We start from the raw sequence: 17,728 nt of genomic DNA on the forward strand, positions 1-17,728 counted from the left end.
CGGGGTGGGCGGTGGTGCTGAAACTAGCGCTGGGAGTTTGGACGCTACCCGCTGGGCCGGGCGGACTCCACCGGGTCGAGGGGAGCGATGCTGCGGGCGTACTCGGCGGCGAGGCCGTGCAGCAGCGCGTCCAGGCCGAGGGCGAAGGCGCCCTCGTCCACGCTCTGCTGGTGCTCGGCGAGCCGGTGCGCCTGGTTCAGGTGGGGGTAGTGGGCGGCGTACAGCTCGGGGTCCTCGACGAAGCCCCGGGCGAAGGAACCGAGCGCCGACCCGGCCACGAAGTACCGCACCGCCGCCCCGATGTGGGTGGCCCGCGCCGGCGGCCACCCGGCGCGTACCAGTCCGCCGTAGACCGCGTCGGCCATGGCCAGGGCGGCCGGTCGCCGGCCCGGACCCTGCGCGAGGTACGGCACGATGTTCGGGTGCGCGGTGAGCGCCCGCCGGTACGACCAGGCCCACTCGCGCAGCGCGGCGACCCAGTCCCGGCTGGCGAAGCCGCTGGTGTCGACCACGCCGATGACCGTGTCGGCGACCGCGTCGAGGATCTCGTCCTTTGTGGCGAAGTGGTTGTAGAGCGACGGGCCGCGCACGCCCAGCTCGGCGGCGAGCCGGCGGGTGGAGAACGCCGGCAGCCCGTCGGCGTCGATGAGCGCGGTGGCGGTCTCGACGATCAGCTGCCGGGTGAGCCGGGGCTGGCGGGGTCGGGGCACTGCGCTCCTCGGGTGTCTCGGCCGCGGGGGTCTGGACGCGGTAAAACTTGCAGCGCTAGTTTAGAGGAAACCGCCAGCGCTCACGCCAGGAGGATCACCGTGGACTTTTCGCTCACCGACGAGGAGCGGGCGGTACGGGACACCGTCCGGTCGTTCATCCAGCGCGAGGTGATGCCGCTGGAGGCGGAGGTGCTCCGCCGGGAGCGGGCACACCAGCCGGGCCTGGACCACTCCGAGGTGCGCGAGCTGCAACTCAAGGCGCGCAAGTTCGGCTTCTGGGGCCTGGCCACCCCCGAGGAGTACGGCGGCATGAACCTTCCTGCGGTGCTCCAGTCGTTGATCTGGACGGAACTGGGTCGCACGTTCGTGCCGTTCCGCTTCGGCGGCGAGGCCGACAACATTCTGTTCCACGCCACCGAGGAGCAGAAGCAGGAGTTCCTCGTCCCGACGATCGAGGGCGAGCGACGGTCCTGCTTCGCGATCACCGAGCCGGGGGCCGGCTCGGACGCGGCGAACATCAGGTTCTCCGCCCGCCGCGACGGCGACGACTGGATCCTCGACGGCGAGAAGACATTCATCACCGGCGGCCACGACGCCGACTTCGCGATCGTCGTCGCGGTGACCGACCGGGAGAAGGGCGCCCGCAACGGAGGTGCCACCGCGTTCCTGGTCGACCGGACGATGGGCTGGCGGTCGGAGTTCATCCAGACCATGGGCGAGGGCGGCCCGGCGTCGCTGATCTTCGACGGCGTACGCGTGCCGCACCGCAACATCCTCGGTGAGATCGGGCAGGGCTTCACGCTGGGCATGGAATGGATCGGCAAGGGCCGCTACACCATTCCGTCGCACGCCATCGGCATCGCCGAGCGGGCCCTGCAGATGGCCATCGACTACGCCAACACCCGGGAGACCTTCGGCGCGAAGATCGGCACCAACCAGGCCATCCAGTGGATGATCGCCGACTCGGAGACCGAGTTGGAGGCGGCCCGCTGGCTGGTGCTGCGCTCGGCCTGGACCGTCGACCAGGGCCTGGACCCCCGGCACGCCTCGTCGATGGGCAAGCTGTACGGCGCGGGCATGGTCAACCGGGTGGTCGACCGGGTGCTCCAGATCCACGGCGGCATGGGCTACACCCGGGAACTTCCCATCGAGCGCTGGTACCGGCAGGTCCGCCTGTACCGGATCTTCGAGGGCACCGACGAGATGCAGCGCCTGATCATCTCGCGGGACCTGCTGCGGGGCTACACGAAGATCGGCGGTCATCTCGCCTGACCTGGATCAGCCCGTCAACGCGGTGAGTGCCGCGTCCACGTCGGCCTCGGTGGAGTAGATGTGGAACGAGGCGCGCACCCGTCCGGCGCGGACCGCCGCCCGGATGCCGGCCGCGGCCAGGCGTTCCTCCGCGCCGGGCACGTCGACGCTGACGATGGCGCTGGCACCCGCTGGCCGGCCCAGCCCGGTCAGGAACCGGTTGGCCAGCGCCACGTTGTGCGCCTGGATCGCCGGCACGCCGATGTCGGCGACCACCTCCAGGGCGGGTGCCGCGCCGACCCAGCTGAACCAGGCCGGCGAGATGTCGAACCGGCGGGCGTCGTCGGCAAGCCGCAGGGGCGGGCCGTAGTAGGAGGCGTGTGGGTCACGGCCCGCGTACCAGCCCGCGGCGTCGGGGCGCAGCCGGTCGCGCAGGGCGGGGGCCAGATAGGCGTACGCGGTGCCGCGCGGGTTCATCAGCCACTTGTAGCCACCCACCACCACCACGTCGGCGCGGCTCCCGTCGAACGGCAGCCACCCGCACGCCTGGGTTGCGTCCACCACCACAAGCGCGTCGTGTGCGCGGGCCGCCGCCACGATCTCGTCGTACGCCGCGATGGACCCGTCGGCGGACTGCACGAGGCTGAACGCGACCAGGTCGGTGTCGGCGTCGATCGCGTCGACAACCCTGTCCAGGGGCACGGTGCGGACCGTGACGCCGCGCTCCTCCTGCACCAGCCACGGGAAGAGGTTCGAGGTGAACTCCACCTCGGGCACCACCACCGTCGCCCCCGGGCGCAGTGCCGCCGCGACCGGGGCGAGTAGCTGGGAGACGGTGACGCCGACGGCCACGTCGCTGTCCGGCACGCCGATGAGACCGGCGAACACGGTGCGGGAGCGCTGCACGGAGTCGCCCCAGCCCTCCCAGGACGTGCCGCCGACGCGCCACGCGGCGAGGGCCTCCTGAAGGTCCGTCCACGCCGGTTCGGGCGGCAGCCCGTAGGAGGCGGTGTTCAACCAGCCGGGCTCCGGCTTCCACAACTGCTGCGCCTGCTCGATCTCCATGTCCTGACGCTAGGCGCGCAGCCGCCGGTCGGGCATGGCCAATCGGCGAGAGGCGGCCTGCGGCGCGCTCACCGCGCGTGCGATCCGACGGAGGTGCTCGGGCGCGTCCGGGCCAGACTGGCGGCGAGGCCGGCGAGCCACCTGTCGACCTCCACCAGGTGCCGCACCGAGGCAGGGTCGGCTGCCCCGAGCAGTGGACGGACCCGATTCAGCTCGTCCACACAGTCACCCGGGGTGGGCATCGGGGCCGCAACCCGGTCGTGTGCCACAGCGCCGGCCAGGTCCCCGTACGCCGAATGCAGGTGCCGTGCCGTGTCCCGCAGCAGTGCCGCGGCCTCGGGCCAGCCGGCCAGACAGCCGGGCGGGTTTCGGCGCAGCAGCGACTCGGCGCCAGGCACCACGTGGTGCCCGGCGCTGAGGACGATGTCCCAGCTCACCGGCTGCCTGCCCGGGTCGTGGCGCTCGGAGCGGAACTGGCAGTACGACGAGTCGACGAGGATCATCCGTCGGCGCACCTCATCGATGGCCGGGCCGGGATGGGCTGCTGAGCCGAGCACCGCCTCGACGGTCCGCTCGACAGCGTTCCCGCTGGCCCGCAGGTAGCCGGCGGCGTTGCGCCGAAGATCGCGGCTCGCCCCGCGCGGCCACAGCGCGACGCCGGCGAGCACGCCGATCACGGCACCGAGCAGGACGTCGACAAGGCGGGTCTCGGCCAGCCGCCACCCCTCGGAGCTGAGCTGGGCGAAGACGACCGTCAGCAGCACCGTGAACAGTGCCTGCTGCCAGAGCGGACCCAGCAGGCCACCGGCGCCGAACGCCAGGATGAGGGTGATCGGCAGGACGACGGCGTACACGACCGGGTCGTTGACGGCGAACATCACCAGGCCGCTGACCACCGCGCCGACGACGGTGCCCAGCACTGCGGGCCGCAACGCGACGCGGGTGTCCACCGCCGACGTCCGCAGGACGGTGAGGGTTGCCAGCAGGACCCAGAACCCGTGGGTGAGGTTCAGGACGCCGGCGGCCACCCGGGCGACGGCAAGCGCCACGGCGAGCCGCAGCGAGCTGTGCAGGTGAGCGGACCGCGGTGCCAGGTGGGCGAGGAACTGCCGCCGGTACAGCGTCCACGGTCGGCGGTGCGCGTACTCGAACAGCCCCGCATAGGCGTCCCCACCGTCGGGCCGCGCACCGACCGCCACCCGCGTGCCGACGGCGAAGACCCGCGCGCTGTCCGCGAGGGCCAGCGCTGTCGCGTCCCGACACAGACGGGCCACGTCCGCCGCGACGCGACCGGCACCACCGGGGTACGCCGTCTCGGCCCGCCCGATCGCGGCGTCCAGGTCACCGAGGTCGACCGGCGGGGCACCCGGCGCGAGGTCGCGGCCGGCGGCCCGGGTCGTCGCGGCGCAGGCGTGCAGCAGCCGCGCGGCGTCCAGGTCCGGGATCGGCTCCGCCGGCGCGTCCGCCGCCAGCCGCTCCGCCTCGGCAAGCACCTCCCGCAACGCCGCAGCGCAGGTCCGCAACCCCCGGTCCTGCGCCCCCGCCGCCGTCGGCGCCCACTCCGGTGGGTTACGGGCCAGGTCGAGCGCGGCCACCGCGTCGTACGCCCGCTCGCGCAAGCCGCCCTGACCACCGGCCAGGCCGGTGAGCGTGTCGGCGGTGTCGTCGAGGAAGGCCGCGACGCCGTCCGCCGCGCTGGTGAGCCGCTGCCGGTACGACACGGGCACCGGATCGGGCCAGAGCAGCACCTCGGCCACGGCGAGCAGCACGACGGCGAAGGTGACCCCGCCGAGGCGCTGCGGGAGGGTGTCCGGCTGGTACGGCGGAAAGGACGCCAGGATGTAGAAGAGTTGGAAGGCGCTGGCCAGCCCCACGAGGCGCGGGTTGCCGACGCCGGCGAACGCCACCACGAATCCGACGACGAGCATCCCGCCGGCAGCCGCCCAGGTGCTCCACGCCAGCAGCGAGCCCGCCACGATCAGGGCCCACACCACCGGCAGTGACAGAAGCAGGATCCGCGCCCGCTGCGACGCCGGGCCGGGCAACCGGGCGAATGATCCGGCGGCGATCACCCCGAACAGGCCGTACGTGGCGAGCACGGGACTTCCCGCACCGTACCGGCAGGCGTAGAAGACGACGGACGCCACGAGGGTCAGCCGTGCCGCGCGCCCCAGGACGGCTCTGCTGTCCGGTCGGTGGCGCAGTCGGTCCAGGAGGCTGGTTCCGACCACGCCTGCTCCCCCGGGTTCGTCGCCACGCTCCTGTCTCCCGGTTGACCATCTTGCCCGGCCGCGTCGGCTTTCGCTGTGATTCGCCCGGTTGGTACGGCAATTCCGGCTGCCGACCGGACTAGCGCTGGCTGAACGTCTGCTTCGGGTTGGACACGCAGATCCAGGTCACCATCGGCGCGCCAGCCGTCTGACCGTCGATGTCCAGGCACTTGTCGCTGTACCGGTTGAAGAGGGCAGCGCGTCCATTCTTCTCGATCCACTCCCACTTCTGGGCGGGCACTGCGGTGCAGTGGGCCGACTGCACGGGAGCGCCGTCGCGCTTCTCACCCCAGGCGACGTCCAGACAGAGGCCGTTCGCCCGGACGGTGCCGTCGGACGCGAAGGACCACCACTGGTTGCGTACCTCCTGGCACTTGCGCATCGTGGCCCGAACGCCGTCGCGTTCGCCGCCGGTGAGGCAGAGGCCGCTCTCCTGGCCGACGATCTGCTTGGTGCCGGCCGGCCGGACCGGGGCACTGGATGACGCCGCCGTCGCGGAGGGCTTCCCCGCACCGTCAGTGGATCCGCTGCCCGGCCGGGGCGACGGGCGTCCCGCACCTCCGGCCGGGGCACTCGCCGACCCGGACGGCGTGGCGCCGGGTGGCGGCAGCCCCTGGAAGCCGTCCGTGATCAGCGCGAAGACCCCTTGGCTGATCGACCACTCGGCGTCCGAGGTGCTCCAGCCGATCGTGTACGCGTGCCCGTTGCGGTCGACGAAGACGCGGCTCGACGCGCGCATCGCCGTGCCGTCGGCATCGGTGTACGTCCACTCCCACTCGGCGGCCCGCACCTGGTACTTCAGCGCGGCGAGCCGAACCCGCTGGTAACTGGCGTACCGCTGACGTTCCGACTTCTCCCGGGTGCGCAACTCGGCGACCAGGTCGGCGGGGATCGGCCGGAGTTCGTCGAGGACGAACCGCCGGCTACCGCCCGGCTCGCGGAATTCGACAGCCCCGCCGACGCGCTGTGACCGCCACCCGTCCGGCACCGGCACCATGAACCGAGGGTCGTCCCGGTGGTAGCGCCAGCCGGCCGATGGCGGCGGCAGCACCTGGGACACCGGTTCCTCGGCGACGGGTGAGGAATCGGCGGCGGGCGCCGCCGTCTCACCGAATGGCCGGCCACTCAGCAGCGACACACTCACGACCAGCACGACCAGCACGACAGCAGCGATCGAGCCGACCAGCCAACCGCGACGCCGACGTGCCGGGCCGCTGGTCGGACCGGCCGCACTCTCCGGCGGCGCGACGGCCTCGACAGCCGGGGAGGTCGGGATGGCCCCGGACATCGTCGCGGAAACCACCGGCGACGAGTCCGTTGTGGCGCCGGGACGCGGTGACGTGGCGCTCGCCGGCTGGCTGGTCGACGGGTCGACCGGCCTGCCGGACCCGGAGGTGACGAACTCGGGCACGATCGCTCGGGGCGTACCGTCGCCGGTGTCGATCCGTGTGAACGGCGCAGCCGGTCCCGACGCGGCGGCCTGCGGGCCCGCGGCCGCGACCGGGGCGGACCGGTCGGCCTGGTCTGCGGCGTACCGCAGGAGGCGATCGGCCTCCTCGGCGCTGATCCGCCGATCCGGGTCCCGACGCAGCAGCCCTTCCAGGAGCGGGGTCAGGTGACCGGCCCGCTGCGGAGGCGGTGGCGCCTCGGTGGCGAGCGCCGCCAGCGTCGCAAGCGGAGACGAGCGTTGGTAGGGGGTGCGCCCCTCGACCGCCGCGTAGAGGGTGGCGCCGAGCGACCACAGGTCGGCAGCCGGGCCGACCTCGCCGTCGGTGGCCCGCTCGGGAGCGAGGTACGCCGGTGAGCCGAGCACCATGCCGGTCTGGGTCATCCGTGGGTCGCCGGGGAGCGTGGCCAGCCCGAAATCGGTAAGCACCACCCGGCCGTCATGGGCGAGCAGCACGTTGGCCGGTTTCACGTCCCGGTGCAACACGCCGGCCCGATGTGCCGCCCGCAGCGCACCCAGCACACCCAGCCCGATCCGCGCGGCGTGGGCCACCGGCATTGGCCCCTCGGCTTCGAGCACCTCGTGCAGAGAGCGGGACGGAACGAGTTCCATCACGATCCACGGGTCGTCGCCCGAGTGCAGCACGTCGAAGACGCGCACCACGTTCACATGGCCCAGTTGGGCGACGGCCCGCGCCTCGCGCATGGACCGTTCCCGCATCTCCCGGCGTTCGTCGTCGCGCAGGCCGGGCGGCGCCACCAACTCCTTGATGGCCACGTCCCGTCGAAGCATCTCGTCCCGGGCCTGCCACACGCGACCCATCCCGCCCTGACCGAGCGGACGGACCAACCGGTAACGATCGGCAATCAACTGTCGGGAGGCGTCGGGCACGACAGGGAACGTACCCGGCCGTGATTGCACGCCCAATTTCTGCGGTACGTCAAAACCCGACAGTTACGTATGTCACACGATGAATCGACGGCCGATCGGATCCACGATGGACACCCGCATTGTCGCCCAGCGCAATGCTACCGACACGTAGATCAACTACCCGGACCTGAATACGGAAACAATCGGATCCACAGCGTCCCGACCGATTCACATCGCCGCGTTGTGTCGCGTGTGGACGGTAGAACCCGCATCAGACGGGGAAGAAATGGCGATTCGTTCATCGCGACGCGCGATAAGGCCTGCTCCGAGCGACCAGGCTGAGCCGCAGCGCCCGGAGCAGGGTTCCCGGGCGACACCTCGGCATCCACGACCGTAACCATCGAAAGCGCCCCGAGTCAGCGCTCAGCTGGCCCGCCACTTCTGGTTGGCGTTGCCCGTGCACTGCCAGATCTGCAACCGCGCGCCGTTGTACTGGTTCCCGTCGAGCACGTCGACACATCTGTCCGCCCGGACGTTCACCAGGTCGTGGGCCTTGTTGAGGGTGAACTTCTGGGACGCGGCGCCGGTGCAGTCGGCCAGCAGGACGGCAGCGCCGTCGGCGGTGGACTGGCCGGCGACGTCCAGGCACTTACCCATCGACCGGACCGTGCCGTCGGCGGGAAACGTCCACAGTTGCTTGGCGGTCCGGTGGCAGTCCCAGATGTGGAGGCGGGCACCGGCGGTGGCCTTGCCCTCCGGGATGTCGATGCACCGGCCGCTGGCGAAACTGACGATCTGCTTCCCGGCGGGCGCGCTGGCCTGCGTCGGCGACGCCGGCGCCGAGGGTTGCTGCCCCGGCTTGCCAGAGGCAGCCGTCGACCCGCCGCCCGGCTTTGCCGACGGCTGCGCCGTACCCGCGGCCGGCGGGGCTGCGGCGGACCCGGACGGCGGCCCAGACGTCGCCGGCAGACCCTGGAAACCATCAGTGACCAGCGCGACAATCCCCCGGCTAGCCGCCCATTCGGCGTCCGAGGTGGTCCACCCGATGGTGTACGCGTGCCCGTTGCGGTCGACGAACGCCCGGCTCGTCGCGCGCAGCGGCGTTCCGTCGGCGTCGGTGTACGTCCACTCCCACTCGGCGGCCCGCACCCGATAGTCGAGCGCGGTGAGCGTGACCCGCTGGTAGTCGGCGTACCGTTGACGTTCCGACTTCTCCCCGGCCCGCAGCTCCGCGACCAGGTCGGCGGGGACCGGCCGGAGTTCGTCAAGGACGAGCCGGCGACTGCCGCCCGGCTCGCGGAACTCGACCCGTTGACCGTCGCGCAGTGGCTGCCAGCCGTCCGGCACCGGTACGAGGAACCGGGGATCGTCGCGGTGGTAGTGCCACCCGGCGGGCGGCGGCGGCAGCACCCTGGCGACCGGCGCCTCGGCAACAGGTGAGGCGTCGGCGGGCGGGGCCGCCGCCGGGTCCTGTCCCCCGGGCAACCCGAGGTTCAGCAGCGACGCGCTCGCCAGCAGCACGGCCAGCACGGCAGCGGCGATCGAGCCGACAAGCCAGCCGCGACGCCGACGAGCCGGACTCCCGGTCGGACCGGCCTCCGGCTGGACCGGCCGACCGGACTCGACGGTGACGAACTCGGGCACGATCATCGTGGGCGTACCGTCGCCGGCGTTGATCATCGCCACCGGCGTGGCCGGCCCCGGCGGGCCACTCGGATCGCCCCCGGCGACCGGACCAGCCTGCTCGACCTGGCCGGTCTGCTCGACCGGGTCAGCCTGCTCGACCTGGCCAGGCTGCTCGACCTGGTCGTCTTCGCTCGTCGGGTCGGCGGAGTCGGCGGCCTGCCGCAGCAGACGATCCGCCTCCTCGGCGCTGATCCGCTGATCCGGCTCCCGCCGCAGCAGTCCTTCCAGAAGCGGGGCCAGTTGGCCGGCGCGCTCGGCCGGCGCGGGCATCTCGGTGGCGAGCGCGGCAAGCATCGCCATCGGAGACGAGCGTTGGTACGGGGTACGGCCCTCGACCGCCGCGTAGAGGGTGGCGCCGAGCGACCACAGGTCGGCCGCCGGGCCGACGTCTCCGTCGGTGGCCCGCTCCGGTGCGAGGTACGCAGGTGAGCCGAGCACCATTCCGGTCTGGGTCACCCGCGGATCGCCGGGAAGGGTGGCCAGCCCGAAGTCGGTGAGCACCACCCGACCGTCGTCGGCGAGCAGCACATTTGCGGGCTTGACGTCCCGGTGCAGCACACCGGCCTGGTGCGCTGCCCGCAGCGCATCGAGCACGCCCAGCCCGATCCGCGCGGCGCGGGCCACCGGCATCGGCCCCTCGGCTTCGAGGACCTGGTGCAGGGACCGGGACGGCACAAGCTCCATCACGATCCACGGGTCGTCGCCGGAGTACAGCACGTCGAAGACGCGTACCACGTTGACATGGCCCAACCGGGCGACGGCCCGCGCCTCGCGCATCGACCGTTCGCGCATCTCCCGACGCTCGTCGTCCGGCAGGCCGGGCGGGGCCACCAGCTCCTTGATGGCCACGTCCCGCTCGAGCATCTCGTCACGGGCCTGCCACACGCGGCCCATCCCGCCCTGGCCGAGCGGGCGTACCAGTCGGTAACGATCGGCGATCAACTGTCGAGGAGCATCAGGCACGTCAGGAAGGTACCGGGCGTTGTTTACGCACCCAATTCCTTGAGCCGGTAGATTAGCGACAGTTGCGTTTGTCACAAAGTGCTCTCAGGAATGAACTTCCGGGATTCCGCCCGAACTTCCCTATCAACCTGCCGCAATCGCCCACCGCAATGTTACCGACACGTACATCCCGCCCGCACGATAAGCGTTCCCAGGCTCGCAATGCCGTCCGCATCTGATCCGCTCGCTGCCGACGGAAGAACCTCCGACACCCAGCACTGTCGCGCTGATGTCGTCAACAGATCAAGCGCCGGGCGCGCACCTCAGGCCGAGCAGGCGCCCGCGTGCCACGTCAACTTTGTGACTGCCATCGGCACATAGAAGATGTTGCCACCACGGGGGACGCAGGTCGTACGGGTGGTGGTCGAGCCGTCGGGCCACGTGTAGACGAATTCCATGTCGACGTTTCGGGACGTGTAGTTGTAGTACGTCAGTGCCGGGACGCTGCCTGACCATTCGTTGTTGGTCACAAGGGACGGCGTTTCCACGGGAGCGGGCTCGGGAAATGCCCAGTTGGGCCAGACGCAGAATGTGCCAGGCTGGCAGTTTCCGGGCGGCCACGCCTCGTCGGAGGCCTCTTGAGCTGCCACCGAAGCAGCGGGGGCAGTGGCCACGAGGCCTGCCATGATTGCCGAGACGGCAATGGATTTCAATCGCACGGGACACCTCTCGGAGGTTTGTTTGATTGATGGACGACATTACCTCCAAGAATTTGAGCAGTCAAGCACTCCGCTGTACCGTCGCCTGAGAATCGTTTGGACAAGGCTGTCAGCGGGTGCCCGGTACCGCTCGTGGCCCCGGGGCGCTGGCGCGTCGGCCCGCGCGCCCCGGGGTCGCCCGAGCCGCGTCTCAGGCTGGCGAGCCGGCTGGCACGGTCGACTTCTCGTCCGGTCGCCGCGCCGCCGACTCGTCCTCGTCGTCATGCTCGTCGAGCATTGTCGCCTCGTCGAAGGGGTCGTCGCCGCGTAGCACCCCGGCCGCCCGCTCCCGGTCGAACTCCCCGGTCCAGGTCCCCACCAGCACCGTCGCCACGGCGTTGCCGGCGAAGTTGGTGAGCGCCCGCGCCTCGGACATGAACCGGTCGATGCCGACGATCAGCCCGACGCCGTCGACGAGGTCCGGGCGGTGCGACTGCAACCCGCCGGCGAGCGTCGCCAGCCCGGCGCCGGTGACTCCTGCGGCACCCTTCGAAGCGATGATCATGAAGAGCAGCAGCGAGATCTGCTCGCCGACCGACAGCGGCTTGCCCAGCGCGTCGGCGATGAACAGTGACGCCATTGTCAGGTAGATGGCCGTGCCGTCCAGGTTGAACGAGTACCCGGTGGGGACCGTGATGCCGACGACCGGCTTGCTCACACCGAAATGCTCCATCTTCGCGATGAGCCGGGGCAGCGCCGACTCCGATGAGGAGGTCGACAGGATCAGCAGGAACTCCCGGCCCAGGTAGCGCAGCAGCGAGAAGATCGAGATCCGGGCGATGAACCAGAGCAGCGCGCCGAGGACCACCAGCACGAAGATCAGGCAGGTCGCGTAGAAGCCCAGCATGATCTGCGCGAGGCTCTTGAGGGCGTCCACGCCGGTAGCGCCGACCACTGCCGCCATGGCGCCGAACGCGCCGACCGGGGCCAACCACATGATCATGGCGAGAACCTTGAAGACCACCCGCTGGATGACGGTGATCGCGCCGAGCACGGGCTCACCTCGCCGGCCCATGGCCTGCACGGCGAAGCCGACAAGCAGGGCAACCAGCAGCGTCTGGAGCACCTCGCCCTCGGTGAGCGCAGACAGCAGCGTGGTCGGGATGATCCCGAGCAGGAAGTCCGCCGTACTCCCGGCTTCGTCACCGGCGGCGGCCTTGCCCGCGTCGGCGAGGTCCGGTCCCAGGTCCAGGCCGGAGCCTGGGTGGATGAGGTTGCCGACCACCAGGCCGATGGCGAGCGCGACTGTCGACATGGTGAGGAAGTAGCCGAGGGCGAGGCCGCCGACCTTGCCGACCTTCGCGGCCTGCCGGACGGAGCCGACGCCGAGCACGATGGTGCAGAAGATGACCGGGCTGATCATCATCTTGATCAGGTTGACGAAGCCGGTGCCGATCGGCTTGAGTTCCTTGCCGAACTCGGGGGCGACGAGGCCGACCACGATGCCGGCCAGCACGGCCACGATGACGGCCAGGTAGAGGTAGCGGGTACGGTCCCGACGGGCCGGCGGTGCCGGTGCGGTGGCGGAGTCGGTGGTGTCCATGTCGACAATGTGAAGCGCGTCTCACCCGTTGACAGCCTTGCGGTCATTCTGTTCACCGCGAGACACCGAGGAGGTGGCGAGGTGGCCCGACGACAGTGGAGCATCGCGGGGCAACTGTTCGCCCTCCAGGCGGTGGTGGTGACGCTGCTCGTGCTGGCCGGCGCGGCGGGCGCCGTCTGGCTGGCCCGCAGCGACTCCCGCCAGGCCGCGCAGGAGGAGGTGCTGTCGGTGGCGCAGACCGTGGCGCGCTCCCCCGACGTCCGCGCGGCCCTCACGACCGCCGACCCGGCAAGCATCCTCCAGCCGTACGCCGAATCGACGCGACTGGCGACGGGCACCGACTTCGTGGTCGTGATGGCCCCCGACCGGACCCGCTTCTCACACCCGACCCGGGAGTTGATCGGCCAGCCGTTCGTTGGGGAGATCGAGCCCGCCCTGGCGGGCCGTCCCTTCACCGTCACCAACGTCGGCACGCTCGGCGAGTCGGTGCGCGCTGTCGTTCCGGTGTACGACGACCAGCGGCGCATCGTCGGCCTCGTATCGGTGGGCATCACCACCCGAGCGATCGACCGTAAGCTGCTCGCCCAACTGCCGGTGCTGTTCGGTGTGGCGGTCCCGGCTCTCGCGCTCGCCGCGACCGGTTCTTGGCTGCTCAGTCGCCGGCTGCGCCGCCAGACACACGGCCTCGGCCCGGCGCAGATGACCCGGATGTACGAGTACTACGACGCCGTCCTGCACTCGGTACGCGAGGGTCTCGTGGTGCTGACCACCGACCGGCGGGTGGCCCTGGTCAACGACGAGGGGCGCCGGCTGCTGGGGCTCGACGCCGACGCGCAGGTGACCGACCAGCCGGTCGCCGGGATCGACCTGCCGCCTGCGGTGGCCGAGCTGCTCGCCTCCGGGCGCGATGCCCGCGACGAGCCGATTCTCGCCGGTGACCGGGTGCTCGTGGCCAACCAGCGGACCACCCGCTTCGAGGGCGCGACGCTCGGCACCGTGCTGACCCTGCGCGACCAGACCGAGCTGCGCACGCTGGCCAGTGAGCTGGATTCGGTACGGGCGCTGACCGAGGCGTTGCAGGCGCAGACCCACGAGTCGGCGAACCGGCTGCACACCGTACTGACCCTTGTGGAGCTGGGCCGCACCGAGGAGGCAGTGCGGCTCGGCACCCGCGACCTGGCCCTCGCCCAGCAACTGACCGACCGGGTGGTCGGCGCGGTGACCGAGCCGGCGTTGGCCGCGCTGCTGCTCGGCAAGTCGGCGCAGGCGAGTGAGCGCGGGGTGGACCTGGTGATCGAGCCGGAGTGCCGCCTCGACGACAGTCCCCTGCCGACCGGTGACCTGCTGACAGTTGTCGGCAACCTTGTCGACAACGCCCTGGAGGCGGTGGCCGGCACACCCGCGCCGCGCCGGGTGCGGGTCTTCGTCGGCGAGGTCGACGACGAGTTGGTGGTACGGGTCGCCGACAGCGGCCCCGGACTGGCCCCCGAGCGGGTCGCGGACGCGTTCCGCCGCGGCTGGTCCACAAAGAGCACCGGCCGGGGTCTCGGCCTGGCGCTTGTCGGTCAGGTGGTACGCCGACACGGTGGCCGCTACGAGGTGGGCCGCTCCGACGACGGCGGCAGCCTCTTCACAGTCCGGATGCCTGTCGTCGGGGCACGCCGATGACCGCCATCCGGGTGCTTGTCGTCGAGGACGAGCCGCTGCTGGCCGAGGCGCATAGCGCGTACACCGAACGGGTTCCCGGTTTTGTGGTCGTCGGGGTGGCGCACACCGCGCAGGCGGCGATGGCGGCCCTGCGCGCGGGCGGCGACGACGTGGACCTCGTACTCCTCGATTTTCGGCTGCCCGATCTGCACGGCCTGGACGTCTGCCGGGCGCTGCGGGCCGCGGGCAGCAGCGTGGACGTGCTGGCGGTGACGTCCGCGCGGGACCTCGCGGTGGTGCGCACGGCGGTGTCCCTCGGGGTGACGCACTACCTGCTCAAGCCGTTCACGTTCGCGGCGTTCCGCGACAAGCTGGAACGCTACGCCGACTACCGCGCGCAGGCCCTCGCCGACGGCGAGGTCGCCGCCCAGCACGAGGTGGACCAGATGTTCGCCACCCTGCGCGGCACCGCCGGGCACAGCCTGCCCAAGGGGCTCGACGCGCAGACCCTCGACCGGGTACGCGGCGCACTGCTCGACGGGACCCGCACGCGGGCGGGGCTGTCGGCGACGGAGGTCAGCGCGTTGACCGGGATCTCCCGGGTGACCGCCCGCCGCTACCTGGAATACCTCGCGACCATCGACCGGGTGGTCCGCAGCCCTCGCTACGGCACCCCCGGCCGCCCCGAGGTCGAATACCGCCCCCGGTGACCGACAGGTCAGGCGATCTGACGGAGGTCGTCACCGTAGTCGAAGATGATCCGCATCCGCGCTCCCAGTGCACGCGCGTATCGGCTCAGCGTCGCGACCTCGTTGGCCTCCAAGTCGCCGTTCTCGATCTGGCTCACGCGGCCAGGCGTGACGCCCATCAGCTCGGCCACCTGCCGTTGGGTCAGACCCAGCCGCTTGCGCTCCTCGGCGAGATGGAACGCGTTGATCCACGCCTCGGTGCGGGCGCGTTCTGCGTCGAGCGCCTCATCGTCTCCGTCGTGCAGGTCAGCTCGGATGTCGTCCCAGTCATGGAATTGGCTCATCAGCTCTCCCTCCGCTTCCTCTCGAAGGCAAGCCAGCCCTCGTACGCAATCTCAGCGACCGGAATCGCTTTCTCGTACCATCGATTCCAATCCCCTGCCTTGTTACCGGCCACCAACAGCACTGCCTGGGACCAGGGATCGAAGACGAACAGCACTCGAACGGCGACGTCCCTTCCAGACCTTGGTCGGAGTTCCTTGAGGTTGCTGATGCTCGACCCTCTGAGCGTGTCGACCAGGGGCCGCCCTAGGCCTGGGCCGGTTTCAGCAAGCATGTCGATCGCCACGTTGACCGACCGATAGGTCGCCGGGTCCGTCAGGCGCAGGGATCGCAACCAGTCGCGGACGTCCGTGGTCGTCCTGATCGCCCAACGGCGTGGCGGCTCATGGGACATGAGCAAACTATAGCTCAGCCTATACAACTTGGTCTCAGGCAGCAGGTCCGATCCGTTGTTAGACTCGGCCGCGTTGGGTTAGCGGTACGACCAGGGAGACCAGACATGGCAGGTGACGACGACATCTCCGGGTGATACCGGACATGTTCGGCCACCGGCTCGGCGCGCGTCCGCGCAGCCGCCGTGGCCATATCGCTTCACCGGTCCCCTGTCGTTGTCGGGCGGCTCTGGCACGCCCCACCTTCCGAGGTCACTCGCATGTCTGATGCGTTCATCGTCTGCTCGAACCTGTCCTTCTCCTGGCCGGACGACACCCCGGTCTTCTCGGAGTTGTCCTTCACCGTCCCGGGCGGTCGCACCGGGCTTGTCGCGCCCAACGGCGCCGGCAAGAGCACCCTCTTGCGGCTGATCGCCGGGGAGTTGACGCCGTCGGGCGGCAGCGTCGCCGTCGACGGCCTGCTCGGCTACCTCCCGCAGACGTTGCCCCTGGCCGGCGATCTGACAGTGGCGCAGGTGCTCGGTGTGGCCGAGCGGATCGCCGCCCTGCACGCCATCGAGGCCGGCGACGCCAGCGAGGAACACTTCGCCACCATCGGCGACGACTGGGACATCGAGGAGCGCACCCGCGCCGAACTGAACCGCCTCGGCCTGGGCGAGCTGTCGCTCGACCGGCCGCTGCACACGCTCAGCGGCGGTCAGGTCGTCTCCCTCGGCCTGGCGGCGCAACTGCTGCGCCGCCCGGACGTGCTGCTGCTCGACGAACCCACGAACAACCTCGACCTGGACGCCCGGCACAAGCTGTACGACGTGCTCACCGACTGGACCGGGTGCCTGCTGCTGGTAAGCCACGACCGGGAGCTGCTTGACCGGATGGACCGCATCGCCGAACTGGACCATGGCGAGATCAATTGGTACGGGGGCAACTTCACCGCGTACACCGAGGCGGTGCAGGCGGCGCGGGAGGTGGCCGAGAGCAACCTGCGCAACGCCGAGCAGGAGGTCAAGCGGGAGAAGCGCGAGATGCAGCAGGCCCGCGAACGCGCCGACCGGCGGGCCAGCAACGCATCCAAGAACCTGAAGAGCGCCGGGCTGGCCCGGATCGTGGCCGGCGGGCTCAAGCGCAGTGCGCAGGAGTCGGCAGGCAGGGCGCAGGAGACGCACTCGGCCAGGCTCGGCCAGGCCAAGGCCCGCCTGGATGAGGCCGGCCGGGCGGTACGCGAGGACGACCGGATCGTCGTGGACCTGCCGGACACCACAGTCCCGGGTGGACGCACTGTCTTCTCCGGCCGGGGCATGCGGGCCCGCTTCGACGACCGGGAACTGTTCGGCGGCGACGGCGCCGATCTGGTGATCCGGGGGCCGGAGCGGATCGCGCTCACCGGGGCGAACGGCGTCGGCAAGTCGACACTGCTGCGCCTCGTCAACGGCGACCTCGAACCCGCCGGAGGTGACATCCGTCGGGCCGACGGGCGGATCGCGTACCTGTCACAGCGGCTGGACCTGCTGGACCTCGACCGTACGGTGGCAGAGAACTTCGCCGCGTACGCGCCGAGCCTGCCCGACGCCAAGCGCTTGAACCTGCTCGCCCGGTTCCTGTTCCGGGGCTCGCGGGTGAACCTGCCCGTCGGGGTGCTCTCCGGCGGCGAGCGGCTGCGCGCCACGCTCGCCTGCGTGCTCTGCGCCGAGCCGGCACCGCAACTGCTGCTGCTCGACGAGCCGACAAACAACCTGGACCTCGTGAGCGTGGCGCAGGTGGAGAGCGCGCTGTCGGCGTACCAGGGGGCGTTCGTGGTGGTCAGCCACGACGAACGGTTCCTCGCCGAGATCGGCGTGCAGCGCTGGTTGCGGCTGGCCGACGGCCAGCTACGGGAGATCGCGGCCCCCGACCGGGATTGAGCCGGCTCCCGGGTCGTCGGCCCGGGGAGGATCTACCGGACTCCTCTCGTAGCACCGGCGACGGTATGGAGCACCGGACGGGCCGGACGCCAGTGGCGTCCGGCCCGTCCGGGCCGATTCATCCGGTGCCGCTGTAGTTGTTACCAGCGGCCGAGGACCAGGCGGCTGTCGACCGGTCCGAGTGAGTACTGACCCGAGGTGTACCACTCCCCATGGGT

Annotated in this window: 13 protein-coding genes and 1 pseudogene; 4 read left to right on the forward strand and 10 right to left on the reverse strand. The window is 71.0% G+C overall.

The window, feature by feature from the left end; translation table 11 throughout:
- Positions 1-44 precede the first annotated feature (44 nt).
- Positions 45-710, reverse strand: coding sequence for a TetR/AcrR family transcriptional regulator (locus tag ACPXB1_RS24855; RefSeq protein ID WP_355597582.1), 666 nt, complete (start codon positions 708-710; stop codon positions 45-47).
- A gap of 99 nt (positions 711-809) precedes the next feature.
- On the opposite strand from ACPXB1_RS24855, the gene ACPXB1_RS24860 reads away from it, so the two are divergent.
- Complete coding sequence (locus ACPXB1_RS24860; protein ID WP_355597584.1) at positions 810-1,982, forward strand: acyl-CoA dehydrogenase family protein; 1,173 nt, start codon at positions 810-812, stop codon at positions 1,980-1,982.
- A 6-nt stretch (positions 1,983-1,988) separates the two neighbouring features.
- On the opposite strand, the gene ACPXB1_RS24865 is transcribed toward ACPXB1_RS24860, so the two are convergent.
- The 7 genes and pseudogenes from ACPXB1_RS24865 to ACPXB1_RS24895 form a co-directional block, all read right to left on the reverse strand.
- Positions 1,989-3,026 carry an aminotransferase class V-fold PLP-dependent enzyme gene (locus tag ACPXB1_RS24865; protein WP_425735848.1) on the reverse strand — a complete coding sequence of 346 codons (1,038 nt, stop codon included), beginning with the start codon at positions 3,024-3,026 and terminating at the stop codon, positions 1,989-1,991.
- Between the two features lie 68 nt (positions 3,027-3,094).
- The gene (locus ACPXB1_RS24870) at positions 3,095-5,257 is read right to left on the reverse strand and encodes an FUSC family protein (RefSeq protein ID WP_425735849.1); all 2,163 of its coding nucleotides are present in this window, start codon (positions 5,255-5,257) and stop codon (positions 3,095-3,097) included.
- 118 nt (positions 5,258-5,375) lie between these two features.
- Positions 5,376-6,584, reverse strand: coding sequence for an RICIN domain-containing protein (locus ACPXB1_RS24875; protein WP_425735856.1), 1,209 nt, complete (start codon positions 6,582-6,584; stop codon positions 5,376-5,378).
- A gap of 15 nt (positions 6,585-6,599) precedes the next feature.
- A pseudogene (locus tag ACPXB1_RS24880) lies at positions 6,600-7,634 on the reverse strand (serine/threonine-protein kinase); the annotation flags it as partial.
- Between the two features lie 402 nt (positions 7,635-8,036).
- Positions 8,037-10,262: a protein kinase domain-containing protein gene (locus tag ACPXB1_RS24885; RefSeq protein ID WP_425735850.1), complete on the reverse strand. Its 2,226-nt coding sequence runs from the start codon at positions 10,260-10,262 to the stop codon at positions 8,037-8,039.
- A gap of 302 nt (positions 10,263-10,564) precedes the next feature.
- The gene (locus tag ACPXB1_RS24890) at positions 10,565-10,789 is read right to left on the reverse strand and encodes a hypothetical protein (RefSeq protein ID WP_425735851.1); all 225 of its coding nucleotides are present in this window, start codon (positions 10,787-10,789) and stop codon (positions 10,565-10,567) included.
- 361 nt (positions 10,790-11,150) lie between these two features.
- Complete coding sequence (locus ACPXB1_RS24895; RefSeq protein ID WP_425735852.1) at positions 11,151-12,542, reverse strand: cation:dicarboxylate symporter family transporter; 1,392 nt, start codon at positions 12,540-12,542, stop codon at positions 11,151-11,153.
- An 81-nt stretch (positions 12,543-12,623) separates the two neighbouring features.
- Between ACPXB1_RS24895 and ACPXB1_RS24900 the strand changes: the two genes are divergently transcribed.
- Together ACPXB1_RS24900 and ACPXB1_RS24905 are read left to right on the forward strand one after the other, a co-directional pair.
- Positions 12,624-14,210, forward strand: a complete 1,587-nt coding sequence (locus ACPXB1_RS24900; RefSeq protein ID WP_355632144.1) for a sensor histidine kinase — start codon at positions 12,624-12,626, stop codon at positions 14,208-14,210.
- Positions 14,207-14,899 (forward strand): response regulator, encoded by a 693-nt coding sequence (locus ACPXB1_RS24905; protein ID WP_355597614.1) that lies wholly within the window; start codon positions 14,207-14,209, stop codon positions 14,897-14,899. Before ACPXB1_RS24900 ends, ACPXB1_RS24905 begins: the two co-directional genes overlap by 4 nt.
- 8 nt (positions 14,900-14,907) lie before the next feature.
- Here ACPXB1_RS24905 and ACPXB1_RS24910 read toward each other — a convergent pair whose 3' ends face one another.
- Both ACPXB1_RS24910 and ACPXB1_RS24915 read right to left on the reverse strand, forming a co-directional pair.
- Positions 14,908-15,222, reverse strand: coding sequence for a transcriptional regulator (locus tag ACPXB1_RS24910; protein ID WP_355597616.1), 315 nt, complete (start codon positions 15,220-15,222; stop codon positions 14,908-14,910).
- Positions 15,222-15,614 (reverse strand): type II toxin-antitoxin system RelE/ParE family toxin, encoded by a 393-nt coding sequence (locus ACPXB1_RS24915; RefSeq protein WP_355597618.1) that lies wholly within the window; start codon positions 15,612-15,614, stop codon positions 15,222-15,224. Before ACPXB1_RS24915 ends, ACPXB1_RS24910 begins: the two co-directional genes overlap by 1 nt.
- Before the next feature lie 258 nt (positions 15,615-15,872).
- Here ACPXB1_RS24915 and abc-f point away from each other — a divergent pair, with 258 nt between their 5' ends.
- The gene (gene abc-f / locus ACPXB1_RS24920; RefSeq protein WP_355597620.1) at positions 15,873-17,510 is read left to right on the forward strand and encodes a ribosomal protection-like ABC-F family protein; all 1,638 of its coding nucleotides are present in this window, start codon (positions 15,873-15,875) and stop codon (positions 17,508-17,510) included.
- The last annotated feature ends 218 nt before the right edge of the window (positions 17,511-17,728 follow it).

Origin of the sequence: Micromonospora sp. DT68, assembly GCF_049847245.1 — a bacterium.
In the GTDB taxonomy this organism is placed as follows: domain Bacteria; phylum Actinomycetota; class Actinomycetes; order Mycobacteriales; family Micromonosporaceae; genus Micromonospora; species Micromonospora profundi.